General features: G+C 53.8%; 21 protein-coding genes. 10 read left to right on the top strand and 11 right to left on the bottom strand.

The window, feature by feature from the left end; translation table 11 throughout:
• Window positions 1–14: 14 nt before the first annotated feature.
• Together OO713_RS01880 and OO713_RS01875 are read right to left on the bottom strand one after the other, a co-directional pair.
• Window positions 15–2,885, bottom strand: a complete 2,871-nt coding sequence (locus OO713_RS01880) for a UPF0182 family protein (RefSeq protein WP_264785974.1) — start codon at window positions 2,883–2,885, stop codon at window positions 15–17.
• Between the two features lie 12 nt (window positions 2,886–2,897).
• Entirely contained in the window at window positions 2,898–3,959 is a 1,062-nt protein-coding gene (locus tag OO713_RS01875; RefSeq protein ID WP_264785972.1) for a S16 family serine protease, read from the bottom strand.
• Between the two features lie 123 nt (window positions 3,960–4,082).
• Here OO713_RS01875 and OO713_RS01870 point away from each other — a divergent pair, with 123 nt between their 5' ends.
• Entirely contained in the window at window positions 4,083–5,351 is a 1,269-nt protein-coding gene (locus tag OO713_RS01870) for a zinc-dependent metalloprotease (RefSeq protein WP_264785971.1), read from the top strand.
• A 51-nt stretch (window positions 5,352–5,402) separates the two neighbouring features.
• Window positions 5,403–6,425 carry a hypothetical protein gene (locus OO713_RS01865; protein WP_264785970.1) on the top strand — a complete coding sequence of 341 codons (1,023 nt, stop codon included), beginning with the start codon at window positions 5,403–5,405 and terminating at the stop codon, window positions 6,423–6,425.
• On the opposite strand, the gene OO713_RS01860 is transcribed toward OO713_RS01865, so the two are convergent.
• Window positions 6,379–7,986, bottom strand: a complete 1,608-nt coding sequence (locus tag OO713_RS01860; protein WP_264785969.1) for an ATP-dependent helicase — start codon at window positions 7,984–7,986, stop codon at window positions 6,379–6,381. The two genes, OO713_RS01865 and OO713_RS01860, sit on opposite strands and share 47 nt — an antisense overlap.
• Window positions 7,987–8,049: 63 nt before the next feature.
• On the opposite strand from OO713_RS01860, the gene OO713_RS01855 reads away from it, so the two are divergent.
• Window positions 8,050–9,207: a phosphotransferase gene (locus OO713_RS01855; protein WP_264785968.1), complete on the top strand. Its 1,158-nt coding sequence runs from the start codon at window positions 8,050–8,052 to the stop codon at window positions 9,205–9,207.
• Here OO713_RS01855 and OO713_RS01850 read toward each other — a convergent pair.
• Together OO713_RS01850 and OO713_RS01845 are read right to left on the bottom strand one after the other, a co-directional pair.
• A complete protein-coding gene (locus OO713_RS01850; RefSeq protein WP_264785966.1) occupies window positions 9,185–12,211 on the bottom strand; it encodes an ATP-dependent DNA helicase in 3,027 nt (1,008 codons plus the stop codon). The two genes, OO713_RS01855 and OO713_RS01850, sit on opposite strands and share 23 nt — an antisense overlap.
• Window positions 12,204–15,032 carry an ATP-dependent DNA helicase gene (locus OO713_RS01845; protein WP_264785965.1) on the bottom strand — a complete coding sequence of 943 codons (2,829 nt, stop codon included), beginning with the start codon at window positions 15,030–15,032 and terminating at the stop codon, window positions 12,204–12,206. The genes OO713_RS01850 and OO713_RS01845 overlap by 8 nt, the downstream gene beginning before the upstream one ends.
• A 62-nt stretch (window positions 15,033–15,094) precedes the next feature.
• Between OO713_RS01845 and OO713_RS01840 the strand changes: the two genes are divergently transcribed.
• Both OO713_RS01840 and OO713_RS01835 read left to right on the top strand, forming a co-directional pair.
• Window positions 15,095–15,319, top strand: coding sequence for a DUF3107 domain-containing protein (locus tag OO713_RS01840; protein ID WP_264785964.1), 225 nt, complete (start codon window positions 15,095–15,097; stop codon window positions 15,317–15,319).
• The gene (locus OO713_RS01835; protein ID WP_264785963.1) at window positions 15,319–15,618 is read left to right on the top strand and encodes a hypothetical protein; all 300 of its coding nucleotides are present in this window, start codon (window positions 15,319–15,321) and stop codon (window positions 15,616–15,618) included. The genes OO713_RS01840 and OO713_RS01835 overlap by 1 nt, the downstream gene beginning before the upstream one ends.
• On the opposite strand, the gene OO713_RS01830 is transcribed toward OO713_RS01835, so the two are convergent.
• Complete coding sequence (locus OO713_RS01830; protein WP_264785961.1) at window positions 15,601–16,278, bottom strand: ferritin-like fold-containing protein; 678 nt, start codon at window positions 16,276–16,278, stop codon at window positions 15,601–15,603. The two genes, OO713_RS01835 and OO713_RS01830, sit on opposite strands and share 18 nt — an antisense overlap.
• Before the next feature lie 134 nt (window positions 16,279–16,412).
• Between OO713_RS01830 and OO713_RS01825 the strand changes: the two genes are divergently transcribed.
• A complete protein-coding gene (locus OO713_RS01825; RefSeq protein ID WP_264785959.1) occupies window positions 16,413–17,738 on the top strand; it encodes a DEAD/DEAH box helicase in 1,326 nt (441 codons plus the stop codon).
• On the opposite strand, the gene OO713_RS01820 is transcribed toward OO713_RS01825, so the two are convergent.
• The gene (locus tag OO713_RS01820) at window positions 17,708–18,577 is read right to left on the bottom strand and encodes a PHP domain-containing protein (RefSeq protein WP_264785958.1); all 870 of its coding nucleotides are present in this window, start codon (window positions 18,575–18,577) and stop codon (window positions 17,708–17,710) included. The two genes, OO713_RS01825 and OO713_RS01820, sit on opposite strands and share 31 nt — an antisense overlap.
• A gap of 18 nt (window positions 18,578–18,595) precedes the next feature.
• Here OO713_RS01820 and OO713_RS01815 point away from each other — a divergent pair, with 18 nt between their 5' ends.
• Entirely contained in the window at window positions 18,596–19,990 is a 1,395-nt protein-coding gene (locus OO713_RS01815; protein WP_264785957.1) for an aminopeptidase P family protein, read from the top strand.
• Here the strand turns inward: OO713_RS01815 and OO713_RS01810 are convergent.
• Window positions 19,970–20,470 carry a general stress protein gene (locus OO713_RS01810; RefSeq protein ID WP_264785955.1) on the bottom strand — a complete coding sequence of 167 codons (501 nt, stop codon included), beginning with the start codon at window positions 20,468–20,470 and terminating at the stop codon, window positions 19,970–19,972. The two genes, OO713_RS01815 and OO713_RS01810, sit on opposite strands and share 21 nt — an antisense overlap.
• A 67-nt stretch (window positions 20,471–20,537) precedes the next feature.
• On the opposite strand from OO713_RS01810, the gene OO713_RS01805 reads away from it, so the two are divergent.
• Together OO713_RS01805 and OO713_RS01800 are read left to right on the top strand one after the other, a co-directional pair.
• On the top strand, window positions 20,538–21,635 hold the full coding sequence (locus OO713_RS01805) for an Mrp/NBP35 family ATP-binding protein (protein WP_264785953.1): 1,098 nt from the start codon (window positions 20,538–20,540) through the stop codon (window positions 21,633–21,635).
• 7 nt (window positions 21,636–21,642) lie between these two features.
• A complete protein-coding gene (locus tag OO713_RS01800) occupies window positions 21,643–23,118 on the top strand; it encodes a succinic semialdehyde dehydrogenase (protein ID WP_264785952.1) in 1,476 nt (491 codons plus the stop codon).
• Here OO713_RS01800 and OO713_RS01795 read toward each other — a convergent pair.
• Window positions 23,115–23,471: a twin-arginine translocase TatA/TatE family subunit gene (locus tag OO713_RS01795; RefSeq protein WP_264785950.1), complete on the bottom strand. Its 357-nt coding sequence runs from the start codon at window positions 23,469–23,471 to the stop codon at window positions 23,115–23,117. The two genes, OO713_RS01800 and OO713_RS01795, sit on opposite strands and share 4 nt — an antisense overlap.
• A 65-nt stretch (window positions 23,472–23,536) precedes the next feature.
• Between OO713_RS01795 and OO713_RS01790 the strand changes: the two genes are divergently transcribed.
• Window positions 23,537–24,163 carry a class I SAM-dependent methyltransferase gene (locus OO713_RS01790; protein WP_264785948.1) on the top strand — a complete coding sequence of 209 codons (627 nt, stop codon included), beginning with the start codon at window positions 23,537–23,539 and terminating at the stop codon, window positions 24,161–24,163.
• Between the two features lie 3 nt (window positions 24,164–24,166).
• Here the strand turns inward: OO713_RS01790 and OO713_RS01785 are convergent, their stop codons facing one another.
• The gene (locus OO713_RS01785) at window positions 24,167–24,340 is read right to left on the bottom strand and encodes a DUF3117 domain-containing protein (RefSeq protein WP_264785947.1); all 174 of its coding nucleotides are present in this window, start codon (window positions 24,338–24,340) and stop codon (window positions 24,167–24,169) included.
• 70 nt (window positions 24,341–24,410) lie between these two features.
• Complete coding sequence (gene dapE / locus OO713_RS01780) at window positions 24,411–25,481, bottom strand: succinyl-diaminopimelate desuccinylase (protein ID WP_264785946.1); 1,071 nt, start codon at window positions 25,479–25,481, stop codon at window positions 24,411–24,413.
• Between the last annotated feature and the right edge of the window lie 28 nt (window positions 25,482–25,509).

Raw genomic sequence — 25,509 nt, 5'->3', positions numbered from 1 at the left:
CAGCTGTTCTGGAATTAGTCCAGCGCGGCTAGAGCATCCTCGATTGCCTTGGCAAGACGCTCATCTGCCTCTCCAAATGCGGTCCAATCTCCAGCTGCAAGAGCGGCTTGCTTCTCTTGCAAGGCCTTGTTGGCTCGCTCGAGGGCTGCACTTAAGGCTGGATTGTCACCCGAACCAGAGCCCGGGTCAACGCTTGGCGACTCGGTATTTGGAGTTGGATCAGAAGGAGTTGGGTCGACACCCGCGTCGCCACCAAACAGTTCATCCAGGGCCTCGTCCAGAGTGTCCTCAAACGCAATTTGATCTCCGAAGGCGACCAAAATCTTTTGCAGCAGCGGGTAGCTGGTTTCACCGGTTGACTCAACATAAACCGGCTGGACATAAAGCAGTCCACCTCCGACAGGGAGAGTTAGCAAGTTTCCATTCAACACTCGAGTTGAACCTTGACGAAGCAGGTTCAGCAGCGAGGAGACATTGCTGTCCGCGTTGAAGTTGTTCTGCACCTGACCAGGTCCTGGAACGATGGTTTCTCTTGGGAGGTTGAGCAGCGTCAGCTTGCCAAAGTTTGAGCTCACCTCTCCCGCCTTCGAGCCGGCGTCAGAGTTAGCTAGCAGGTAACCAGTCAAGACGTTCCTGGTGGTCTCTCCAGTCGACTTCGGAATGAAGGTCGAGTAGAGCGAGAACGCACTCTGGGTTTGACCTGGAGTCTGCATGGTCAGGTAGTAAGGAGGCTGCAAAGTACCCAGGCTGTTGGTTCCGACCGGATCATTCGGGGTCATCCAAGCATCCTGCTGAGAGTAAAACGCACCGGCCTCAGTTACGTGGTAGCGACCCAGCACTGAACGCTGCATTTTGAACAGGTCCGATGGGTAGCGCACGTGAGACATCAGCTCGGCACTCATCTCAGACTTCGGCTGAACGGTGTTGGGGTATACCTTCATCCAGGCGCTGAGAATCGGGTCCTTCTCGTCCCACTGGTAAAGATCCACCGAACCGTCGTAGGCATCAACGGTTGCCTTGACCGAGTTGCGGATGTAGTTCACCGAACCAATACCGCCGCGGAAACCCTCAGAAGCTGAGTCGAGCACAGACTGTCCAAAATTCTCCAGGTTGGAGTAGGGGAACTTGTTGCTGAGGGTATAGCCATCAACAATCCACTTGATGCGCCCATCAACGATTGCTGGGTAAACCTCGCTGTCAAGGGTCAAGTAAGGGGCTACCTCTTGAACGCGCTGAGCTGGGTCGCGGTTGTAAAGAATCTGCGAGTTCGCGTTGATGGCATCCGAAAGCAAGATTTGCTCGCTCTGGAACTTGAGTGCGTATGCGACTCTTGTCAACAGGTCACCGATTGCCGGGCCACCCTCGCCAGAGAAGGTCGTGTAGGTCTCGCGCTGACCGTCCTCACCGGCTGGGTAGTCAAACTCAAGTGGCTCCGCTCCCTCAGGGGCGCCAACAATCGAGTACAGCGGAGCGTTTGGGCTGAAGTAAACCCGAGGCTCGAATTCGCCTAGTTCCCCAACTGGAGGGATTCCGGAGTGCAAGAACAGTGGTTTTCCGTCGCTGTCACGCTTGTTTCCGTAAGCAGCCACTAAACCAAATCCGTGGGTGTAGACGATGGTGGAGTTGTACCAGGATTGGGACTCTCCGAGACCAGCCTGGTTCAGTTCGCGAACAGCGACTACGGTGTCCTGAGTCTGACCGTTGATTGAGTATCTATCTACGTGCAGACGGTTGGGGAAACTGTAGTACTGACGATACTGCTCAAGCTGTCTGAAGGCATCGCTGACCAGAGCCGGATCTAGGATTCGGATTGAGGCGGTCGTCTTGGCGTCATTCTTCAACGCTCCAGGTTCAGCCACCACCTTGGCGTCGTAGTCCACCACCTCAACAGCGTCTAGGCCGAAAGCAGCTCTGGTTGCATCGATATTGCGTTGCAAGAACTTGCTCTCCAAGGTGCGCTCATTTGGAACCACTTGGAAGGTTTGCACCAACCAGGGATAAAGACCCGATAGAACCAGAGAGCTGACAATCATAAGTGCGGTCGCGATGATGGAGATGCGCCACTTGCCAATGAATGCAGTGAATAGGAAGGCTAGCGCCACGACCGCAGAGATCATTGCCAGAATCTGAAGACCCGGAATCACCGCGTTCGCATCGGTGTAGTTAGCGCCGGTAAACAAAGATCCAGGGGTCGTCACGGTCGAGTATTGATCGAGCCAAAGGCTCGCACCCTGAACCAATAGATAGCCTGCGACCAAAATTGCAATTTGCACTCGGGCGGATTTGGAAACCTGAACATCACGCCCGGTGAAACGAACGGAACCGTAAATCACGTGCACAGCCACACTGACAATGCCGGCCATCAAAATGGCACCGGACAGGTAGCCGACCAAAAGCTGAAGGAAAGGAAGCTGGAAGACGTAGAACGATGCGTCAAGGCCAAACTGCTCCTCCGTGACACCAAACTCACCCGAAGTCAAAAACAGGGCCGCACTCTCCCATTCGCGAGAAAGAATCAGACCTCCAAAGATTCCGAGCGCTATTGGTAGGCCAAACATGACGACTTTTCTCAGGCCCTCAATCATCTGTTGATAGGCCTCAAAAGGTGACTCCCCTGGCATTCGCACGTAGACCGGTCTGGTCTTCCATGCCACACCCAGTGCTATCCCTACCGAAATTGCCATGACGACAAAGCCAGCGCTGAAGGCCGCGATCTGTCCAAGAATCTGGTTCAGAAATACGCCCTCGTATCCAAGCTGGTTGAACCAGAGCCAGTCGGTGTAAACGCCGGCAGCGCTGAAGAGTGCGAAAGCGATGGCGGCCAGAATTCCCAATGCAATGGAAAGTGGTGAGACTTTGCGTTGGGCGGGTGCAGGAAAGGTCACAGACGCTCCTAGTTAGTTTTTGCAGCTCAAAGCTGGAAATGTCTTTCCAGCATTTAAATTCTCAACTGCCTGAATTGCTTCCTCAAAGTTTGCCACGGAAACCGCTGCTAGCCCCTCTGGCACAAAACCTTCAGCTTCTTCACAGTTTCCCTCTGGCACCAGGAAGAGGTCCGCGCCGGCTCGATTTGCAGCAATCATCTTCAAGCGGATGCCTCCGATTGGGCCCACATTGCCCTCTCCGGAAATGGTTCCGGTTCCAGCAACATGGTTGTCTTTGGCCAGCGAGCCCGGCGTGAACCGGTCAACGATTCCAAGCGTGAACATAAGCCCTCCACTGGGACCACCAACGTCTCCAAGCTGAAGCTCCACCTTCTTGGGGAACTGGTAGGTGTAGCCAACCATGGCCCCGATGTAATAGCTGTCGTCGCGTGGCTGGGGTGCGAGTTTTAGCTGCACCAACCTGCCATCTCTCTCAACCGTTAGTTCCATCTCCGCACCCTCAGTCTTGGTGATTTGCTCACGCAACTCTTCGAAGGTTTGAACTTTCACGCCGCCGGCCGAGATCACAAAGTCACCGGCAATGACCAAACCAGATGCTGGGGTGTCGGCGACCACGGCATTCACATACAGCCTCCTAGGCACTTCATAGCCCAAGTGACCCAGAGCGACGGCGATAGCGTCCTGTTGCGAAATCTCCATTTGTGCAGTGCTCTCTGCCCGCACCTCCGCAGTGGTTTTGCTTGGTGGGAAAACTTCATCCAGTGGAAGAACCACCTGGTCTGGATCTGCCCAGGCAAAAAGCACCTGAATCCAGTTTGGATTTGACTCGCGGTTTCCAAGAAGGGAAATTGTGGTGACGTCAAAGCGAGACTCGGACTCATAGGTCTTGAGGTCTGAAGAGGTGATAACCGGCTCCCCCTCCACCTCAGCCATGACGTCGAACACAGCGCCGGGTCGTTGAATCACGTAACCACTGGGAACTGCGGCAAGCGAAATTAGTGCCAGCACCAGCAGACCAGTGATGGCCCAGCTGCGAGGTCTTCTGGGGGGTCGACCGGATCTAAAGAACGTCATCGAATAAATGTTAGATTCCCCCGCTGACATTGGCGCCAGCACTGTGACGCCTAGGGCGAACAGCGTTCGAAAACTCACCGCTCAAAGTTTTAGCTATTAGCGTTTACTTTGAGAGGCAGGACAGTGAACGAGCAACCGGATCCGAATGAACTCGAGCGATTGATTCGCGAGATGATGCAGTCAGGCAAGATCGATCCTGCCATGCTCGAGAAAGTCAGTGGCCTGATTTCAAGTCCGGGTCTACTGCAGAACCTGATGTCAAACTTCCAAACAATGTTCTCTGGAAACAGCGATGCCGTGAACTGGGATTTAGCGCTCTCTCAGGCCGCATCAATCGCCCGTTCAAGCGAAACCTCAGTCGATGTGGCGATTGCACAGGAAGTGCCTAACGCGTTTGAAATTGCGAAGCTTTGGCTTAGTGAAGAGACTGGGTTTGAGAATTTTCAGCAGCCCAAAATCCTGACCAGATCGATGTGGGCTCAAGACGCCATGCCGCTGTTCAAGCAGCTGAGTGAGCCCATTGCAATCAGCATGGCAAAGGCTTTGAACGAGTCCCTTTCCGAATCAATGCCTGAGGAGCTGAAAAGCGCACTCGGCAGTGCATCGAACTTCTTGGGAAATGCCGGTGCGACGCTTTTTGCTATGCAGCTGGGTCAAGCTGCTGGAGGTCTGTCTAAGCAGGTTTTGACCGGTTCAGAGATCGGAATTCCGCTTCACGATCGACCCGCGTTGGTAACTCAGAATCTTGCGGAGCTTTTCAAGGATCTCGAGACTCCAAGAAATGAACTACTTATCTACTTGGCGATTCGAGAGCTTGCGGGAGCCGCGCTATTCGCCGCCAATCCCTACCTTCGCGAGCAAATCATCGCCCAGATACGGCAGTTTGCGTCCGAGTTGAAGGTGGACACGAGTTCGATTCAACAGCTCGCAGAGCAACTTGAATCTGGGCAAGAAATGCAGACAGTGATTGAGCTCGGATCCGCTTTGGTGGCGAGAACTGAAGACCAGGAAATTGCGCTTGAGCGGATTGAGACCACCCTCGCTTTGATTGAGGGCTGGGTGGACAGCGTGAGCCTTGCGGCTGCGAGACGACTTCCCTCTGCCGAAGCACTGCAGGAGCTATATCGCCGTCTTCGCTCCGCTTCAGGAGTAGGCCAAAAGACCTTTGCCGTGCTGCTGGGGCTAGAGCTAACGCCACGCCTTGTGAGAGAGGCTGCGGCAGCTCTGTCGTTGGTAGCAGAGAGGTTCGGCACAGAGGTTCGCGATAGCCTTCTGGCCCACCCGGACCAACTTCCCAGCATCGAAGAAATTAGGGATCCGGAAAAGCTGATCGCTCGTCTTGAATCGGATGACGACTTTGACTCGCAGCTAAGGAACCTGCTGGGCGAATAGAGCTGTGGAGAACCAAGTCCGCGGTTTTCAGATTCCTGCCAACATCGGAACATGGTCAGGCAAATCAATCCAGCTCTTGCAAGGCTTTACTCGCTTGATCTAACAAGAAGGTATGGATCCGAGCGGAGCGTCGAGGTAAGAGTTAATTCACCCGGGCAACAGCGAGCGCTAGAAATCCTGGAAGAAGGTCTGCCGGATAACCAAATGAATAGCCTTGCCAAATTGGCCAGCACAACACAACCGGAAGTTTCGGATCTGCTGACTCGACTTGGCAGTTTGGTAAGACACTCAAGCGCTCTAGGCCCAGAGCTAACCCAGCTGGATGTGGATCAGCGGTTCGCAGAATTGATGCGGCTTTATCTCACTGAGGGTCTTGACCCGATTTTGGCTCTTAGGGGTCGAGCCAACGCTGAGGTCTTTGTAGAGGCGTTCTCAAAAACTGGATTGGCCGTCGCGAGGGGGATGTCAGGAGCGGGCTTTCGCAAATTTCATACGCTGGATCAGACTCGAGTGGCAGAGTCTGACACTGGAGCACTTGGTCATTTCCAGGAAAGCATTGGTAAAGCGCGAGCTCGTTCGGCAAAAGAAATGCTTTTGGCAAGTGCCGAGGTTATCCAGCACTCTAGAATCACGGCCACCCTCGATCGCATCAGCCTCGCGGTCTTGATTGCCAATGATGTGATTGCGCCAGCTAGTTACCAGACCTGGATGGCACGCGATACCCCTCATCTCGCAATCGTTTTCACAGAGCTCGGCTGTTGGGTATCGCACCTGGTAATCCCAGGGATTACCCCTTGCCTTGGCTGCCTCGAAGTCGCCAGGGCGCAGCAAGATCCCAACTGGATTGCAACGGCAACCCAGTTGAGTTTCTTAGATCGCGACCTTGGTGACTCCGCATCGATGTTTTTTGCGGTCTCTATCGCGACATCTTTAGCTAATTCACTGATTGACCGACAACCACGAGAGAACCGAATCTTTCAGCTGGACCGTCAGTCCATGTCAGTAGAGGAGGCCGCGGTGCCAAATGCTAACTGTGGCTGCCGAGTAGTGGGGAGCGACCTCGATCCGAGGTGAATGAGATTTCCAGCAGTTCCTGAGCTCTGGTGATGGCCACGAAGTAAAGCCTGCGCTCCTCCGAGAATTGCTCTTGGGCTGACCGCGATGGCGGAAAAACCGAATCGCTAACCGAGGCCACGAAGACGCACTTCCACTCCAAACCTTTAGTTGAGTGAATGGTGGCCAATGTCACAGCATTTCTCGCTGGTTCGTGGCCGGAGCGCTCGCGCTCTTGAAGTTCACGAACGTATTCGGCGATTGCGGGATTGCCGCCGAGTTCATCTAGCACGGTGATAAACCAGTTGAGACTCTCCCAGCTCTCTCCTGAACCTTCGGTTCTCCAGCCCAGTGAGCGCAACACATCAGACACCGCGGCAAAGGTGGGTTTCTCCAGGTCTGTAACAGTGAGCGCTCGAAGGGCATGCATCGCCTGAACCACCTCAGGCTTTGCAAAGAATCTTCCAGCCCCACGGACCTGAGTTGGTATTCCCTGCTCCGCTAGTTCGACCTCGATTGCCTCAATTTGGTGATTTGACCTGACCAAAACAGCGATCTCACCAGGCTCAACACCCTCTCTCATTAGAGAACTCACTCGAAGTGATATCGCTTGCGCCTCAGCCAGCGCAGTTGGATATTCCACAAACCGCGGCTTGGAGCTCAGCGCACGCTGCGCAATTTGATCCGGTCCCAAGATTCGGTTTGCGTACTCCACAATCTCCTGAGATGACCGGTAATTGCGATTTAGCTCAAACACATCCGCAGCCGGAAACCGATCGGAGAATCGCAACAGGAAATCAGGGTTTGCGCCAGCGAAGCTATAGATGGTTTGACGCGGATCACCAACTACACAGACATCTTCTCGATCATCCAGCCAAGTTTCCAACAGCGCCTGTTGCAAAGCAGAAATGTCCTGGTACTCATCAACCGTAAAGAACCGATACTGCTGTCGAAACTGCTCGAGCAGCTGCGGTTCCGATCTAAACATGCCCGCTGCCAGAGAAACCGCATCCTCCCAGTCGATCAGCTTTCGCTCGCGCTTGAGTGCCTGATACGCATCACTCAGGGCAAGAAACTGTTCAAACTGAACCGATCCGGCGGGGACAAAGTTTTCACCTGATGGATCCGTCAGCGTGTAGCGGTAGTACTCCAACCGAGACTGAAGGCTGAACAGTTGATCTTGATCCAGTCGAATTCTCAGCGACTCTGCCGACTCGCGCAGAAGAGCAAGTTTTGATGGCACCAACCGAGGTGATTGCGCTCCGGTGAGTTGAGGCCAGAAAAACTGCAGCTGGCTAAGCGCAGCGGCGTGAAAGGTTCGCACCGAAACATTTGGGACTCCAAGGGCGCGCATTCTGGTGCGAAGCTCTGCCGCCGCCTTGTTTGTATAGGTGACCGCCAGGACTTTGGCGGGATCGTAAACCCCCATCGCCACCCCATAGGCAATTCGGTGGCTGATAACTCGAGTTTTTCCAGACCCCGGCCCGGCAATTACAGCGACTGGACCGCGAAGTTGCTGGGCCACTTCGCGCTGGTCCTCATCGAGGGAATCTAGCAATGGGTGCCGAGCTGAATCATCCATTGACTTCCCTAGGGGTGCGTGGCGTTCCGATGTTGTTGGACCGGAAATGTCTAACCTAATCAAGTGGGTAGACCTGCTTTGATTTTAGCTGCGCTGGCAGCCGACGCTGCGCCTGGAAAAAACTTCCGTGCATACAAGAAACTTGAAACTCGAAACGGTATAGAACAGCTCGAACTTCGAGACGATCTAGGGTTCGGATTTATCTTCAAGATGCCCTCGAAGTCGCAATTTGAGGCAAACCTCGCCCTAGAGCGTGCGGTAGTCCGGGCCCTCAACGGAAACAGCAGTCAGCTTCCGTTCGAGGTTCGAGAAGAGATTGGCATTACCAAGGATGACCAAGGTCTGACTGGAGCTCTCTTCACCACCATCTCAGGCAACGAACCTGATCTCGCAAAGCTTGCCCCCGGCGGCTTCTCCAAGACTCTGGCAGATGCCCTAGCCGCGATTCACCAGCTCGATCCCAACGTGGTTCGTAGCGCGGGACTCCCCGAATACACGGCACCAGAGATCCTCCACAGCAAGGTAGCTGAGCTGGACAAGATTGCTTCAACCGGGAAAGTTCCGGCTTCGCTCCTAACTCGCTGGGAGCAAGCACTCGAGGATGTATCGCTATTCCGCTTCCACCCAACCGTGATCCACGGAGGCATTTCAAAGGATGCCGTTTTGCTGGATGGGCAGCGAGTGGTCGGTATGACAGATTTTGACCTCAAGGTTTCGGACCCCGCCGAGGATCTGGCTTGGATTGTCGGTGGCGGACTTGCCTCTACGGTTGAGGACACCCTTTTGCATTACCGCGCTGCGAGGCCAGCTGCTGATGAAAACTTGATGCAACGTGCCGCCCTCTACTCTGAACTCGAACTGGGTAGCTGGCTCGTCTACTGCCTAGAGCAGGGTGATGAGGCACTGATCAAGCAAGCCGAAGAGCTAATCGAAGAACTTCGTGAGCAGCAGGATTCCGGAACACTCAAGGACCTGCGGGCATCGAGTTTCGCTGGGATTGCAGCTGGCACTGCTCTAATCGCCGAGATCACCACTCCGATTCAACAGGTGAGCAGTGATGTCGAAGCAGTTGAGGTTGAGGTTGAAGCGTCCATTACCGAGGTCGAGTTCCTCGCGGGCGGCGTCGAAGAAGAGTCTTCGCTGGAGGAGCTTGGCCTCACGACTGAAGCGATTGAGGTAGCCGAGGAATCCAAAGAGCCTAACCCTGACGAGCTTTTCTAAGGTCAGCTATTCGCGCCTCTAGCTCCATGCGCGAGGGTAGGTTGTCTGGAGCTAACTCCACATCATCTGCTGCGTAATAGAAACTTGCCCTGATGCGCTCAGGTGGAACTCCGAGCCACTGTGACAATGCGATCCGGTAGAGCGCTAGCTGAACTTTTCTGGACTCCAGGTCCTCGCCGCTTGGCTTTGACCCAGACTTCCAGTCGACAATTTCATAGAGATGGCCATCAAAGAAGACGGCATCCAACTTGCAGACCACCACATGGCCAGCCAGGACGAACTCAATCGACTGTTCAACAAATTTAGGCTGCAAGGTTGCGAATCGAGAATTCTTGAACCCGTCTACCAAAGACGTTACGTCAGCATCAAATAGTGCTACATCCTGGTCTAACAGAATCGATTCAATCGCTGAGTGAAAATCAGTTCCCCGCTGCGCATGATCGGAATACATCGGCGGCATCGGGCGGGACAGCTCCGCTAAAAATGCTTCTGGATTCTCCAAGAAGCGAACCAGGTTAGAAACCGAGATTCTGCTTGGAAGCCAAGGCTCTGGAGTGGTCCGATTTCGCTCGCGCTCTTCAAAGAGCAGGGCGAGCTCATGAGAAGGCGCCGTATCGGGATTGGACGAAACTAAATCAGCCAACTGCAATAACTCTGCATTGGAGTCAAATGCCGGCCAGCTCGCAACTTCTGCGACAGCATCCAGAGGGTTACTCTCCAATGGCTCGGTTAGCTCAAATTCAACCAGGCCAGCTTCTTTGAGTTCCAGCAAAAACGGCGATGGCGGTTTGGGGTTTTGGGCACCGGGTTTGTAGTAGGAGCCACTAAGGGTCAGCTCTTTGGCAGCCCTAGTGAACGCCACATAAGCTAAGCGGCGCTCCTCCAGCAAAGCTCTAGCCTTGACGGCATCCTTGAAATCGGAGAACTGCTCATTCAACTGCTTTTGAGACTTAGCCGTTTGATAGTCGAACTCAGGGAGCACTTTGGAGTCAGCCCTCAGCGAGTAGGGGATTTTCCCTGCTGCAAGCCAGCCCTTGGAGTCCTTGCCATCAATAGGAAATGCCCCCTGGACCAATTGGGCCACCCAGACCAGATCCCACTCCAGACCCTTGGAGGCGTGAACCGACATGACTTGAACTACTCCCTTTTTTGAACCACTCTTTGGAAGTTCAAAACTGTCGCGCTCAAGGGCGTATTCGAGCCACTGCATCAAACCACTCAGGCTGGGGCGCACAGTCGCAGCCTCATATTCACTCAGGCGTTCTATGAACTGCTCAAGGTGCCTGAGTGGGTTGGCCGCCTTAGATTTGGCGTAGAGCTCGATGTCTATTTCAAGCTCCCGAACCCCTAGCCAAGCCAATTCAGTAATCGAGAGGGATGGTGTGCTGCGCAACTTGTGCAGCAGCAATGCGGCCTGCCGCATTCTGGAAAGTCCCGACTCGCTGATTTCGCTTTGCTTGTGAGCTCCCTCAAAACGAAGTGAGTCCAGCGCTTCAATCAGGGTGACTTCACTTGCAAAATCTGCTTCTGGCCTAATTCTGGTAAGTCGCTTAGCTAGCTCACCGAGCTTTGCAATGTCTCTCAGACCGATTCGCCACTTCGCGGATGTCAAAAGCCGGATGAGCTCAACCGATGCCTCAGCGCTCGAGAGCACCTTGAGAAGCGCGATCAGATCAACCACCTCGGGGATTTCAATCAAGCCCGAGAGTCCACTCACCTCAACTGGCACGCCGTGCTGCTCTAAAGCAGCTACGAAGATTCCCATTTGTGATTTGGTTCTGGTTAGCAGTGCTCCTGATTGGTCCTTCAAATTTTCAGCAAAGTAGCTAGCGGCGGCCTGGGCCTCCGCGAAAAGGTCCTGATGAAATACTGCCGAAACGCCGTTCCCAGACTTGATGGCACGAAGTTTAATTTGATCGAGGCCGGGGCTGGTTAGGGATGAAGCAGTGAAATTTGCCACCTCAACGATTTGCTCGGTTGATCGCCAGCAGGTGCTTAGTGACAGAGTCTCCCCAGAACCAAAGTCCTCAAAAAAGCTGCTGAGGTTTGCGGCGCTTGCTCCTCGGAATCCGTAAATTGCTTGATTCGGGTCACCCACCGCCATCACTGGCTTACCCCTGAATAGCTCCGCTAGGAATCGAACTTGAATTGCTGAGGTGTCTTGATACTCATCCAACATCACGAACTTGTATGGCAGCTCGATCTCTGACCTAGTTGTAGCCTCGAGCGCCAATGAAACTTGATCCGCGTAGTCCACGAGATTTCGTTCTTTCTTCAGCTCTATAAATCGCTCCGCCAACCCAGCAAGAAGCTGATTTACGGCAGCATCGGATAGGAATCCCTGGGTGTAAGCAAAGCGTTCCATCGACCCGCCCTCGCTCTTTGGTAACGCTGCGACGTGTTTTTCAAAGGCGGCGAGCTCCTGCCTCACAGCCTGCGAGGAAGCCTGATTATCAGTAATCTCCTGGACCATCGACAAAAGCTTCTCGGTGAGATAACCAGCGGTCTTGTCCCAGTCCCCTAGTTCAGGATGATCATCAAGATTGAGTCGCCTCAACAGCTCCCTGGCCAACCCGACGGCACTTGATGCCCCAAGCACCTGAGCATCCGGTTCAAGGCCAACATCTAAAGCGAACTGTCTAAACACCTCGTTGCCGAAAGAGTTATAGGTGGCGATCTTTGGTGGCAAGAAATCTTGTTCCAAGTCCTGCGGCCACATATCACTCTCGCGAAGTCGATATAGCGCCTTCAGCACTCTCGCAGAGAGCTCGCTCGCTGCCTTCTTGGTAAAGGTCAGTCCGAGAATCTCCTCTGGCAAAGCAAGTTGGTTAGCAACCAGGTAGAGGATCCGAACTGACATCAGTTCAGTCTTTCCGCTTCCCGCACCCGCGATCACTAAGGTTGGGTCTTGAGTTGATGCTCCCGCTACGGCTCTCACCTGCTCAGGAGTCAGGGTGTGATCTCCAAGAACTGAATAGACCTGCTGGGCGGAATACTTAGCCATCGTTTACCGCCTTGGCTAACAAAATAGAGCAGTCCGCATCGGCGCTGCAGTGCTCAGAAACCCTAGCGATTAACCGGTCAGCAGAAGTCGCTGACTCGAATTCAGAGAAAGAAACCTGCAGTTCAGACAGTGTCGTTTCATCCAGCTGAGCCTGTTTAGAGACCTTTAGTTTTCCGGTTCCGATCGAAACCAGCTTTGCTCCCAACACCGTCTTATCCGGATGCTTCTTGCTTACCGCTAGTTGATAAACCGCCAACTGCTTACTGGACTTGGCATCAGGCAGACTCTTACCGGTCTTCAGATCGGCCACCTCCAGCCCGTCTTCTGTTGCTTCAACTCGATCGATCTTTCCTCTGATTCTGAGTCGGCCCACTTCGATTTCGAAGCCCTCCTCGGCGGATACCAGGGTTAGCGCAGAGGCCAGATATTCGGCCAGCAGAGCGGCCATTTCCATGGCTCTTTGCCTCTCCGAGCGTTCCTGCCACCCCATTTCAAACTCAAGTTCGTGCCAGTTGGACTCAACGTAGGTCTGGATATCGCCCGGTGAAGTTGCAAGTTCTAGTGCCTTGTGAAGAAGAGTTCCGATACTGGCCTGGAAACTCTTACGGCCAACTGCAAAGGTCTGCACGAACCAATGAACCGGGCATTTCTCGAAGGCATCCAAAGACGAGGCATTCAGGGTGACATCCTCGTCCTCGCGGAAAATGGGCTCGGTAGAGGACGGCTCCAAAATGCCATGCCAATTAGATGGATGCGAGCCCGGAACATCAGCCAGGGCCATCAGGGCCAAGGTGCCCGCTGCGCTTTGGTCCCCCGCCGCGAGCCGCTGTCGAAGTCGCCCAACGAGTTTTCGCAAGTCAAACTCAATGGTGCCTTCGAACTGGCTGAGATCCGCCGCTGCCATCGTCAGAAACTGAGATGGCTGTTCGTCCTCTGACTGCATTGCACTCAGCAAGAGGCGGGATCTGGCAGCACCCACGGCTTTGTAAAGAAGCCTTAGCTCATCTGCGAGTTCGGAGCGCACGGACTCTGTTGGGGTCGCAAGTCGACCGGCTAGATAGCTACGGATCGAACCAGCTCCCAGCATGGAATTACGCAGTTTTAGGTTGGGCCAAATCCCATCCTGAAGCCTAGGAAGCGCTACCACGTCAAAGCGCTGCCCCGTGAGAGCACTTGGGGTCAAAATGCTCACGGCATCGGCGCTTGCCCGCGAGAACAGCGCATCCTCTACCACCCTTTGATCAAGTTGCTCCGCGACGAAGTCACTGACCTGACCACCCTGTTGATCGAATCGGATAGCCGCTGCGAATAGTCGCATCACAGCATCTAGATCTCTATTTGCTGCAGCCGCAACCGCTGCCCTTGACCTGGATTGCTCACTCAGGGACTTTGGAGCCAGGTTGAAAATCTCACTCATCACCTCATGAGCGGAACTTGAGTGCAACCCGCGGAGCTTATGAACCAAGTCGACCAGTCGATTCAGGGCTCGCGCCTCAAAACTGTCGAGCTCCACCCCCAGCTCAAATGCCTCCGACCAAGCGGCCTCTACCCTGAGTCCGAAGTGGTGCACCAAAAGTCGGTCAAGGCGTTTTGTCTGGATTGGATTGAGGGAGAACAGGCTCGATTGCAGTATCGAGGTCAGTGTCTCTCGATTCGGAGTCTGATTTATCAAGGAGGCGACGTCGAGAATGGCTCTGCTGAGTTGGTTTTTGGATAGCGGCTCATCCAGACCCTGGACTGAGATTGGCACATTCCGAAGTGCCAAATCTTTGGCCAACTGCTCGACCTGAGATCGAGTTCTGACGACCACGGCCATTTCCGAAAATGGCACCTTATCCTCAAGTCGCATGCGACGAAGCTGCGTGGCCAAATAGTCTGCCTCAGCCGAAGTTCCTTCAAAGATCAGGGCACTTGTTTCCGAGCCTGAGTTGAAAACGGCGCGCTGGGGGCCAGCGCCAGTGGCGGGCAATCTCGAACTCAGTTTTTGCATTAGGCCTGTGTTGGCCAGCTCTGTTCTGAGTTCTGAGAGATAAATGCGGTTTTGACCTAAAGCCAGGAAGCTGCCCGGCTCCGCCGCTCGATACCCTTGCGTTCCCGAGTCTGGGTCTCCGAAAATTACCCCACCAGTGATGTCAATAAGTTGCCGCAGAAGCTTTAGACCGGCAGTTGAAAACTCTTGAGCGTCGTCTACTAGCACAATCGAATGTGAAGCCGGAAGCTGTGCGGCACGAGTGAGAAGGGTGCTGGGATCAACCAGGTTTTCAGCCTCAAGAACCTCAAGGTATTTTTCAAAAATAACCAGCAGCGCCCCGAGCTTTAGCTTTGGAAACTCGGTCTGCAATTGCACCAAATCCTGTGTTTTCAATTCGAAATCCAACACCACCTGCAAAAGATCTCGAAGCTCCTGGATAAAAGCAGCTAGTTGGGTTGATTTGGAGTTCAGCCCGACCTGGCGCAGTGCCTGCTCATTCTCAGAAACTAGGCGGCGGAGAATCCGCTCCTGCATTGCGCCGGTGAGTAGTTTGTGATCTTGGCCAGAGTCTTGGAGCCCAGCAAATGCAAAACCGGTCACTGATTGAGCCCTGGGTTTCGAGCTGGCCCGCTTGCTTGCGATTCCAATCTGATCCCTCAGCCTTGAAGCCTGTTGTCTTGATGCGGTTAACACCAAAATCTGCTCTGGAGGGTGAATCTTCTCTAGTTCCAAAACCAGCTCAATCAGAGTGGAGGTTTTGCCTGTTCCCGGCGCACCGACTATGCAGTAGCCCTCACCGCGCTCGAGACCGGTTAGGTCAGCGAGAGTCGGGCGAAGGATTTTTTGCACCCTGACAATCTATGTGCAGAGGGTGACAATTTCTTGTCGTAACCTTATGGCTGGAGGAAATCATGGAAGTTCGCATCGGCATTACCCAATCTCCTCGAGACCTTAGTTTCGAGTCCAAGCAATCGGCAGCAGAGCTCACTGCGTCGATTGCCAAGGCAGTTGAGTCCGGGCAGCCGCTAATTAGCTTGCAGGATGAAAAGGGGAAAACGATCTTGATCCCGACCTCCCAGATTGCATTCGTTGAGATCGGTGCCGAGAAGGCCAGACCAGTGGGGTTCATCGCCTAATGGAACTTTTAGTTATCGCAATTTACGCGGGCATCCTGGCCCTGGTTACCCCTTTTGTAATGCCACCTTCGGGTCGCCTAGGAAAGCTAGTACCGCTGGGTGTTTCAGTCGTGGTCGGCTCAGCACTATGGCTCATCCTGACCTGGTTTGGTTTCCGCTACGAAGAGGCCTGGATCTGGTTCATCGTGATGCTGGGAATGCCGGCTGCTACTTTCTTTGCGGTTCGCTACCTCGACTCAAAGCGCGAGAGCGAAGAAAGCGCCGAGCTAGAACGCATCCGCCTAGGCAGTAAGGCCTAGTCGATCCATTCTTGCCGAGTGAGATGCCACCAGCTCTGATACAAAAGGCTCAATAGCTCTAAAAGCGAATGAGGCTGGGTCTTCGTTTGAACCCTGCTGAATAGTCAACTTGGAGATATCCACCGAGTTTCTGACCTCCAACAGCCCATCGGCAACAACCGATCTGCCATACATTGCCAAGACTGATGCCAGATCTGGTCGTCTTTGAAGTTCGCTGCTCAATGCCTCAAAGCAGAACTGCTCTAGCTCCGAACCAAGTTGAGCAGTGACCTTCGACCGAAGACTGGCTGGAAGTCCTTTGGCTACTGCCTTTGCGGATTGCTCGAGCATTCCCCACAGCAAATAAAAACGAATTGTTGACTCGTGCCAACCAACGCCCTGAGTAAAACGAATCATGTCATCGATGCGAGTGGCGTGGTGGTCCTCGAGGTCCACCGCTCCCCCGAGACTAACTAGCAGGTGAGAGAGCTCTTTGTGGCGTGCTTTATAAAGCTTGGAGAGTTTGGACTGTCTCTCCTTTAGGGCCTTTGAGGGAGCGAAGTAGGAGTCATGCTCCAACAGTTCACTTGCACGAAGCGTGAGATAAGAAAGTTGTCCCAGATAAATCTCAGGTCTGGGAGTAAGCTTTTGAGGGTTGAGCTGGACTTGACTGCGCCCCATCGAGGCGTCGCGAGACGGAAGCGTAAGTTTCTGAGAAACCTTACGTATTCTTCGGAACCAATCCAGCACACCAAAAGCTTATAGCTGAGCCGACGCTCATTCGGAGCTCGCTCAAACAATCATCGGAGAGATTTTTGACTTTTCAACAACTAGGCATCGACCAAGACATTTGTGATGCCTTAGATTCCAGAGGAATCACGACTCCATTCCCAATTCAGCAGCAAGCCATTCCAATTGCGTTATCTGGTACTGATGTCATCGGTCAGGCCAAGACCGGAACCGGTAAGACTCTGGGCTTTGGTTTGCCACTGATACAGTCACTAGGACTCGAACCAGGTCAGGGTGTTCAAGCACTCGTCGTGGTGCCAACCAGAGAGCTAGCCATCCAGGTCGCCTCCGACTTGGAGATTGCCTGCAGCAACCGTGTTACTGAGGTTGTTGCTATCTACGGTGGCAAGGCCTACGAGGGACAGGTTGCCGCGCTAAAGCGAGGTGCTCAGGTTGTAGTCGGAACTCCTGGTCGTCTAATTGACCTTTCGAAGCAGAAGCTACTTGACCTATCAAAGATCAAGTTCATGGTTTTGGATGAAGCGGATGAGATGCTCGACCTCGGCTTTTTGCCTGATGTTGAGAAGCTCTTTGCCTACACACCGGCGGAGCGACAGACCATGTTGTTCTCGGCGACCATGCCAGCAGCAATTTTGAACCTGGCGCGCAAGTATCAGAACAAGCCCATCCACATCAGAATCCAGGATCCTGAAGAAGGCAAGACCAAGGCTGACATCAAGCAGTTCATCTATCGCGCTCACGCGCTAGACAAGGATGAGGTTGTCGGTCGAATTCTGCAAGCTGAGGGTCGTGGCAAGACTGTAATTTTCGTCAAGACCAAGCGCGCGAGTGCTAAGTTGACCGAAGAGTTGATTGATCGCGGTTTCCGCGCTACCGCCTTGCACGGCGACATGAGCCAGGAAGCGCGCGAGAAGTCAATGATCGCGTTCCGAACTGGAAAAAAAGAAATCTTGGTTGCGACTGAGGTGGCAGCTCGAGGCATCGATGTCGATGACGTAACCCATGTGATCAACTACTCGGTTCCAGAGGATGAGAAGGCATACCTGCACCGCGTCGGCAGAACTGGCCGAGCTGGAAAGCTTGGAGTTGCAGTCACTTTCGTGGACTGGGAAGACATGGCTCGTTGGGTTCACATCAACCGTGAACTTGATCTTGGAACCCCAGAACCAGTTGAGACCTATTCGTCTTCTAAGCACATCTATACCGATCTTGGAATTCCAGAGGGAACCAAGGGTCGCATCGCAAAGCCAAGAGTCGATAAGCCTGCTGGCGAGAAAGTCAGTTCTGAAAGATCAAGAGCTGAAAAGCTTCAGGAGTCCAAGTCCGCCGCCCCAAAACGCAATCGCGAGCGCCGCAGAAACTATAAAAACGCCTCAGAACCAAAGGCCTGATCGATAATTCGTTCAAGCATTTGCTCAGAGGTTTGATTCTCACCGAGCTTGTTGTCTTTACCACCCACGCCGTGATAGTCGCTGGAGCCGGTAATGATCAAGTTGTGTTTTAGCGCAAGGTTTCTAAGCCACGGCTTCGCTACCTCGGGAACCGCTCTGTGATCGACTTCAAAACCCATAATGCCGGCCTGAATGAACTTCTCAAAGTGATCAGATGGGAGGTCAAGCTCGGATGCGCCGGCCGGAAAGTCAATCAACGGGTGCGCCATCACAGGAACTCCACCCGCTCTGCGGACCAGTTCAATCGCCTCTTCGGTAGGAAGCGTTCGCTCTGAAACGTAGTACTTGGACCTGCGGTGCAAAATCGATTCAAATGCACTGGAGCGATCAGGGACTGCGCCAGCGCGAACCAAGGCATCCGCAAGCGCAGGGCGACCGATCGTAGATCCTGGTTTGACGTGCTGCATGATCTCCTCCCAGCTGATGGGGTAATCCTCAGCCAAGCGCTCAACCATTTGCATCGCTCTTGATACTCGAGAGTTTCGAACATCTTCGAGCCGATCCATCAGGGGTCTAAAACTTGGATCGGGTAGGTATGCAAGCAGGTGGACAGAGATGCCGCGTTCGGTATCGAGTTGCGCGCGAGTGGAGATTTCAATTCCTGGAACTAGACCGATACCGGCACTTTCAGCCGCAGCAATCGCCTCCTCCCAGCCTGAGACGGTGTCGTGATCGGTGATTGCCAAAACTGTGACGCCTGCCGATTTGGCGTTCTGCACCAGTTCACTCGGTGAATCAATGCCGTCTGAGTGATTGGAATGTGCATGAAGGTCGATCACAGGAGCAGAATAGTCGCTATGGCATCGAAGCAGAAAAGTAACCGCTCCCGCACTCCTCAGTCGGCGGAGTTCCTAAAGTTCATCTCGGAGAACTGGGCTGACGCTCCTAGGAGCGAGGTGCCGCAGTGGGAAGTGGCGCAGTATGCGGCCAAGCGCAGAGCCGCTCTGGCTAAAAAGTTCAAGGGCAAGGTCTTGGTCATTGAAGCCGGTGGCATGAAGACTCGATCCAACGACACCGAGTATCGCTATCGCCCGCACACCGCATTCCACTACCTCACCGGCTGGGGGACCGCCACAGTGCCGGACTCAGTTTTGGTGATTGATGCCACCTCAGGAAACACGCAGTCGACGCTTTTCTTCCGCCCAACCGCTGGACGAGACAGCGATGAGTTTTTTGCTAACCCAATGATTGGTGAGTTTTGGGTGGGTAGCAGGCCAAACCTCAGCGAGGTTCAGGCACAGCTGGGACTTGCCACTAAGGACTTAGCCAAGCTCCCAAAGGCCTTGAAGAAGCTAGGCAAGTACCTCACTCTCTCAGATGCCAAATTAGCTGAAGCGGTATCGAGCATGCGGTTTGTGAAGGATGAGTTTGAAATTGCCGAGATGCGCAAGGCAGTCGCTGTCACCATAAGCGGCTTTGGCGATGTCGCCAGAGCGCTGCCGCTTGCGACCCGAAAGCCAAGGGGTGAGCGTGTAGTTGAAACCGCATTCTTTTCTCGCGCTCGCGTCGAGGGCTATGACCTCGGCTACGAGACCATTGCAGCGAGCGGTCCAAATGCCTGCACGCTGCACTGGACTCGAAACGATGGTGAGGTCAAAAACGGTGACCTTATTTTGGTTGACGCTGGTGTGGAGTTGGAATCTCTCTATACCGCCGATGTAACGCGGACCATCCCAGTCAACGGCAAGTTCACCGAAGCGCAACGCAAGGTTTATGAGGCTGTGCTTGAGGCAGCAGATGCAGCCTTTGCGATTGCCAAACCAGGAATCAAGTTCCGAGACATTCACAACGCCGCGATGCAGGTGATCGCAAGAAAGGTTGCTGAATTCGGCTTGATCCCAGTGACTGCAGAAGAGGCCTTGGATCCCGAGCGACAGCACCACCGCCGTTACATGGTCCACGGCACCAGCCACCACCTAGGTCTCGATGTGCACGACTGCGCCCAAGCAAGGCGTGAGCTTTATCAGGATGGCATCTTGGAGCCGGGCATGATTTTCACCATTGAGCCAGGTCTTTACTTCCACAAAGACGATTTGCTCGTCCCCGAGGAACTCCGAGGCATTGGTGTTCGAATCGAAGACGATGTTTTGGTAACCGAGACCGGTGTTGAGAATCTCAGTGGAGCACTACCTAGAACCGTTGCAGGAATCGAGGCTTGGTATCAGGAGCAGCTACTCGGTTCCGCCGGCTGATAGCGCCTTGAGAGCTGCCGCAGCATCCATGTCCGGAACTAGCACTCGATACTTAGATGCCACCGGCATCTGAGTTGAGAGGAAGCCGCGCTTATTTTTAGTAACTGCAAAGCGAATGATATTGATCAGCATTCCAATTCCAGCTGACACGACCAGCACCGCGGCAAATTGTTGCGGGTTGTAGCTGAGCTGACCGTCCGCAGTGGTTTCGATGCCAACCCCAAGAAGCAGCGAAAGTAGGATTCCGAGCCAAAAGCCGGTGATGGCTCCCGAGAGCACGACTCGGCCGTAGCCGAGCTTCGATCGCACCTTTTCAACCAACACCGGGTCAAGTCCAATGATGCTGATTCGATTGGCGGCAAAGTCGGCAGCAACCAATCGGTCAACCATTGCGATTGCATCCTGGTATGAAGAGAATTCCCCGAGGACGTGCCCGGTTGGAATCTGGGGACCTAGATTTCGCTTAGCTGTATCTGCCACTGCATGATTGTGCCACGAATGCGCCGAGCAAATAGGGTTATCTCTCAGAGCAAACAAAAGAGGGTAAGTGTCCAAGGCTTTTTCACTGCTGGCTTCGGTGATTGACCCCGAACTCAGAGCACCCATCACCGAGCTCGGGATGGTTGAAATTCTGACTGAGCAAGACTCGTCGGTGGATCTAAAGATCAAGCTGACCATCGTGGGTTGCCCGGCTGCTCAAAAGATTGAGCGCGATGCTCGAAGTGCACTCTCCAGCTTTTCCGAGGTGAAACTCGAGATGAGCACAATGTCGCAGCAAGAGCGCGATGCTCTAAAGGAAAAACTTCGCGGTGGTAAGCCAGCACGCTTCAACCCGTTTGCTCAGGCTGGCAATCTCACTCAGGTGATCTTTGTCGGCAGCGGTAAGGGTGGGGTCGGCAAATCCACCCTGACTGCAAACCTGGCGGTGGCGCTGGCAAAACTTGGCCACAAGGTGGGGCTTTTGGATGCCGACATCTTTGGATACTCCATCCCGGGTCAGCTGGGCATCACAACGGGACCAACCAAGGTGGATGAGCTGATGCTGCCACCAATTGCGTTTGATGTCAGAGTGATGTCGATTGGATTCTTTGTTCAGGACAATCAACCAATTGCTTGGCGAGGGCCAATGCTGCACCGAGCCATTGAGCAGTTTCTAACCGATGTCTACTGGGGAGACCTTGACTATCTAGTTGTTGACCTACCGCCTGGAACTGGGGATGTCGCTATCAGTCTCGGGCAATTGCTCCCGGGGGCTAAGTCCCTGGTAGTGACTACCCCACAGGCTGCGGCTGCTCAGGTTGCTGAGCGCTCAGGTTCCATTTCAGGTCAGGTGGGCGGTGAGGTACTGGGTGTGATTGAAAACATGAGCTACCTGGATACCTCTAACGGACGCATGGAGATCTTTGGCTCAGGTGGTGGCGATTCTGTAGCTAGAGCGCTTGAGCGAAAAACTGGTAAAGCGGTGCCGCTTCTTAGTCAACTACCCATTTCAACTGAGTTGCGCGCTGCATCTGACGCTGGCCTACCTTTGGTGATTTCTAACTCTGATGACCCGGTTTCCATGTTGATTCTTGAGCTGGCTCAAAAGATTTCTCGCACCCCAAGAGGTCTAGCGGGGAAGCGTTTAGACATTTCTCTGAGTTAATAGAGCTATGGATTCCATCAGCGTTGTAAATCCCGTATCCGGCGAAGTCATTCACTCCCTCAAGCCTTACTCGGCAACCGATGTTGCGCTCGAGTTTGTTGAGGCAAAAAAGTTACAACCGAGCTGGAATGCCCTGGGTGCCAAGGCGCGCGCCAAGATTGCCGCCAATTACGCCGACCTAGTTATTGAGAACCAAGATTCGCTGATGGATCAGTTGCAGCTTGAGACTGGCAAGAGTCGATCACACGCATTCGAGGAGATCACCGGCGGCCTCGCGGCCATCTCCTACTACGCCAAGGTTTCTCCAAAACTTCTTCGACGCAAGAAGGTGCGCGCTGGAGTCCCACTTATGCTGACCGCATATGTTGAGCCAGCTCCGGTTGGCGTGGTGGGAATCATTACCCCCTGGAACTACCCTTTAGCACTCACGTTGATGGATGTTATTCCGGCTTTGATGGCCGGGAACACGGTGGTTCAAAAGGCAGATAACCAAACCAGCCACACCGTGCTAGCCCTGCGTGATTTGGCTGAAAGAGCCGGTGTGCCAAAGGGCGTTTGGCGAGTGGTCTATGGAGATCCAGCGGAGGTTGGAAACGCCATCACCGACAATGCCGACTACGTGGCCTTCACGGGTTCAACCCCGACCGGCAAATTGGTTGCCGAGCGAGCTGCGAAGCGCCTGATTGGCTACTCGCTTGAACTAGGTGGCAAAAACCCGATGATCGTGATGCCGGGTGCTGATCTTGAAAAAGCGGCCGAGATTGCGATTGGCAGCGCCTTTGGAAATGCGGGTCAGCTATGCGTTTCCATCGAACGACTCTACGTTCCGAATCACGCACTCAAAAAGTTTGAAGAAGTCCTAAAGCGCAGGGTTGAGAGCCTCACGCTGGGAACCTCGAATGCGTTTGAATACGACCTTGGCGCACTGACTTCAAAGACCCAGATCGAGCGCGTCGACGGTTTCATCAAACGAGCGGTAGCTGAAGGTGCGCGAATCCTTACAGGTGGTGAACCAGCCGGTGAGATTGGCCCGACCTTCTATCGCCCAACGGTTCTGACGGATTTGCCGCTGGGCGCCGAGATTCTTCACAAAGAGGTCTTTGGTCCAGTCATAGCACTGGTGGGCTATGACTCATTGGATGAAGCGGTTGAGCTTGCCAATGCCACCGAGTTTGGCCTAAATGCCTCGATTGTTGGAGACCAGCGAGCGGCTTTGAAACTGGCCTCTAGGTTGATGGCAGGTTCTGTGAACATCAACGAGGGTTACCGCGCAACCATGGCATCGATGGCAGCACCGATGGGCGGCATGAAGCAATCTGGCATGGGTCGACGCTCCGGACCTGGCGGGCTGTTGCGCTACACCGAAACTCGAACCATTGGTGTGGCAAACAAGCTTCCGATTGGTTTGCCGAACCGTGCAAAAGACTTCAAGAAGATGGCTCCGCTAATGACAGCGCTGGCCAAGGTGATGGGAAAGATCTAGGTAGCGTCTGCGTCAAACGGCGCGGCTTCACCAATCTCAAGTGGTTTGTGCACCGGCTTAGGGCGGTTTAGCTGCTGTGCGATGTTGCGCTGTTCACGCTTTTCCTCAAGCAGGGCTTCTCGAACGATTCGTCTTGGGTCGTATTGACGAGGATCAAGCTTTTTCCAGTCCATGTCCTCGAAGTCGCCACCAAGCTCGGTTTTCATCTGCTCCTGCGCGCCGTCAATCATGCGCTTGGCTTTACGGACGAGCTCGCCTAGCTTCTTGGCGTAGTAGGGGAGTCGATCTGGCCCCAGAATAATTACGGCCAGCACCACAAGGAGCAAGAACTTCTCCGCGCTAAGACCGAACATGCCAAGAGTTTACTCCTAGTGAATACCGTGTTTTCACGCGCAGCATGCCTAAGCTTGAGCGCAACATGATTGACAAAATTTCGAGTTGGAAATTCGCCGAGGATTACCCCCTCGAGCCAGAGCACATCCGTGTCGCAAGACGTCACGCCGATGAGCTGGGCGTCGAGTCAATCACGCCAGCAACCGGCTCGCAGCTGGCGCTACTAGCAGCAGTTGGAAAAGCTAAGAACATGGTTGAGGTCGGCACCGGCGCTGGTGTATCCGGTCTCTGGTTGCTCTCTGCCTCAGCAGACAGCATTCTCACCACGATTGACTCAGAGCCTGAATATCAAAACGTGGCGAAAGAGAACTTCAAGCAAGCTAGCATTCCAGCCTCGAGGCTTCGAACGATCACTGGCAAAGCTGCCGCGGTTATGGGAAACATGGCGGAGTCGGCATACGATCTGGTTTTCATCGATATTGATGCCGAAGACGTCGAAGGCCTGCTACCAACTGCGGTTTCGCTTCTCAAGCCTGGCGGAGCACTCGTGATTGCACACGCTCTGTTTAGAGATCGAGTTCCGAACCCGACACTGCGCGATGACGAAACCGTAGCCGTGAGAAACGTTCTGAAGGCGTTCGACGGCTCAGAAGATTTTCTATCAACCATCTCGCTTGCAGGCGATGGATTGTTGTTTGTTGTAAAGCGCTGAGCGCTACTTCTTGATGACGCCATCTAGAACGGCGTGAAGTGCTTTGGCTTCTGCATCATTGATTGATACGACCAGGCGACCCCCACCTTCTAGCGGTACACGAAGGACAATGAGTCCGCGCGGTTCACGCTCGGCCTCCATTGGACCGTCTCCGGTGCGTGGCTTCATAGCTGCCATGAGAAAAACTCCTAGGAAAAAGCGCTGAAGCCACAATTAAACCAAAATTAGCCTCAGATAGCCAACCCGATTATCCGCGCAGCCACTCCCCCAGGGCTTTATGGACATCGATTAGGTGTCCGACGGGAACATTTTCATTATCTGCGTGGGCTAAAGATGGGTCTCCGGGGCCAAAGTTGACCGCAGGAATTCCAAGCTCTGAAAATCTCGCGACATCTGTCCAACCGTATTTGGGTCTGGGTTCAGAACCTACGCTGGCGGCAAACCCTTGGGCCAGACCTAAATCCAAGCCCGGCCTCGCACCAAGTGCGAGATCGGTGACCTCCACTTCGTAACCAGCAAACAAATTACGAAGTTTTTGCTCAACCTCAGCTGCAGTCCTAGATGGCGCGAAGCGATAGTTGACCGTTAGGGTTGCGGCATCAGGGATCACGTTGGTGGCGATTCCGGCACTGGCGAGAACGGCATTGAGGCTCTCGCGATAGTCCAAACCATCAACGGTTACGGTCTCAGGCTCAAAGTTCTTTAGCGTCACCAGAGCATCAGTGAGCTCGTGTATTGCATTTTTTCCCATCCAAGGTCTGGCGGAGTGGGCTTTGACGCCCTTGGCCTTTACCTCAATTCGAATTGTGCCATTGCAGCCACCCTCGATCAGTGCACTGGTTGGTTCACACAGCACGGCAAAGTCACCCTGGATCAGATCTGGACGGTTTCTTGCAATACGCCCAAGGCCATTGAGGTCACTGGCGACCTCTTCGTTGTCATAGAAGACCCAAGTGATGTCGTACTTGGGTTCATGAAGCTCAGCGGCTAGCTTGAGCATGACAGCGATGCCGCCCTTCATGTCGACGGTGCCGCGGCCAATAATCACTTGCTCACGTTCGAAGTGATGAAGGGTTGCAGGGAGGTTATTTGCCACTGGGACGGTGTCTAGGTGGCCGGCAATAACTACTCGTTGCTCTCGACCCAGGTTGGTCTTCGCGACAACCGCATTACCGTCTCTGATGATCTCGAGATGGGAATAGGCGGCCAACGCATTCTCTACCGCATCCGCCAGCTGAGACTCGTTTCCGGAGACCGATTCAATGTTGCAAACAGCCATTGTTAGCTCGGTCAGGTTGGTTGAAATCTCAAGCGCCATAGCCAAAAGGCTACCTGTATTCTTGGGT

Source organism: Aquiluna sp. KACHI24, from assembly GCF_025997915.1.
Taxonomy (GTDB): Bacteria; Actinomycetota; Actinomycetes; order Actinomycetales; family Microbacteriaceae; genus Aquiluna.
The sequence above is the reverse complement of the archived record's forward strand: the minus strand, read 5'-3'. Positions and strand labels throughout refer to the sequence as shown.

What these genes read in the sequence shown, in the direction of transcription:
- OO713_RS01875 (WP_264785972.1), bottom strand. Translation starts at nt 3,959, where the DNA reads ATGACGTTCTTTAGATCCGGTCGACCCCCCAGAAGACCTCGCAGCTGG.
- OO713_RS01865 (WP_264785970.1), top strand. Translation starts at nt 5,403, where the DNA reads ATGGTCAGGCAAATCAATCCAGCTCTTGCAAGGCTTTACTCGCTTGAT.
- OO713_RS01860 (WP_264785969.1), bottom strand. Translation starts at nt 7,986, where the DNA reads ATGGATGATTCAGCTCGGCACCCATTGCTAGATTCCCTCGATGAGGAC.
- OO713_RS01850 (WP_264785966.1), bottom strand. Translation starts at nt 12,211, where the DNA reads ATGGCTAAGTATTCCGCCCAGCAGGTCTATTCAGTTCTTGGAGATCAC.
- OO713_RS01840 (WP_264785964.1), top strand. Translation starts at nt 15,095, where the DNA reads ATGGAAGTTCGCATCGGCATTACCCAATCTCCTCGAGACCTTAGTTTC.
- OO713_RS01835 (WP_264785963.1), top strand. Translation starts at nt 15,319, where the DNA reads ATGGAACTTTTAGTTATCGCAATTTACGCGGGCATCCTGGCCCTGGTT.
- OO713_RS01830 (WP_264785961.1), bottom strand. Translation starts at nt 16,278, where the DNA reads ATGGGGCGCAGTCAAGTCCAGCTCAACCCTCAAAAGCTTACTCCCAGA.
- OO713_RS01815 (WP_264785957.1), top strand. Translation starts at nt 18,596, where the DNA reads ATGGCATCGAAGCAGAAAAGTAACCGCTCCCGCACTCCTCAGTCGGCG.
- OO713_RS01800 (WP_264785952.1), top strand. Translation starts at nt 21,643, where the DNA reads ATGGATTCCATCAGCGTTGTAAATCCCGTATCCGGCGAAGTCATTCAC.
- OO713_RS01795 (WP_264785950.1), bottom strand. Translation starts at nt 23,471, where the DNA reads ATGTTCGGTCTTAGCGCGGAGAAGTTCTTGCTCCTTGTGGTGCTGGCC.
- OO713_RS01790 (WP_264785948.1), top strand. Translation starts at nt 23,537, where the DNA reads ATGATTGACAAAATTTCGAGTTGGAAATTCGCCGAGGATTACCCCCTC.
- OO713_RS01785 (WP_264785947.1), bottom strand. Translation starts at nt 24,340, where the DNA reads ATGGCAGCTATGAAGCCACGCACCGGAGACGGTCCAATGGAGGCCGAG.
- dapE (WP_264785946.1), bottom strand. Translation starts at nt 25,481, where the DNA reads ATGGCGCTTGAGATTTCAACCAACCTGACCGAGCTAACAATGGCTGTT.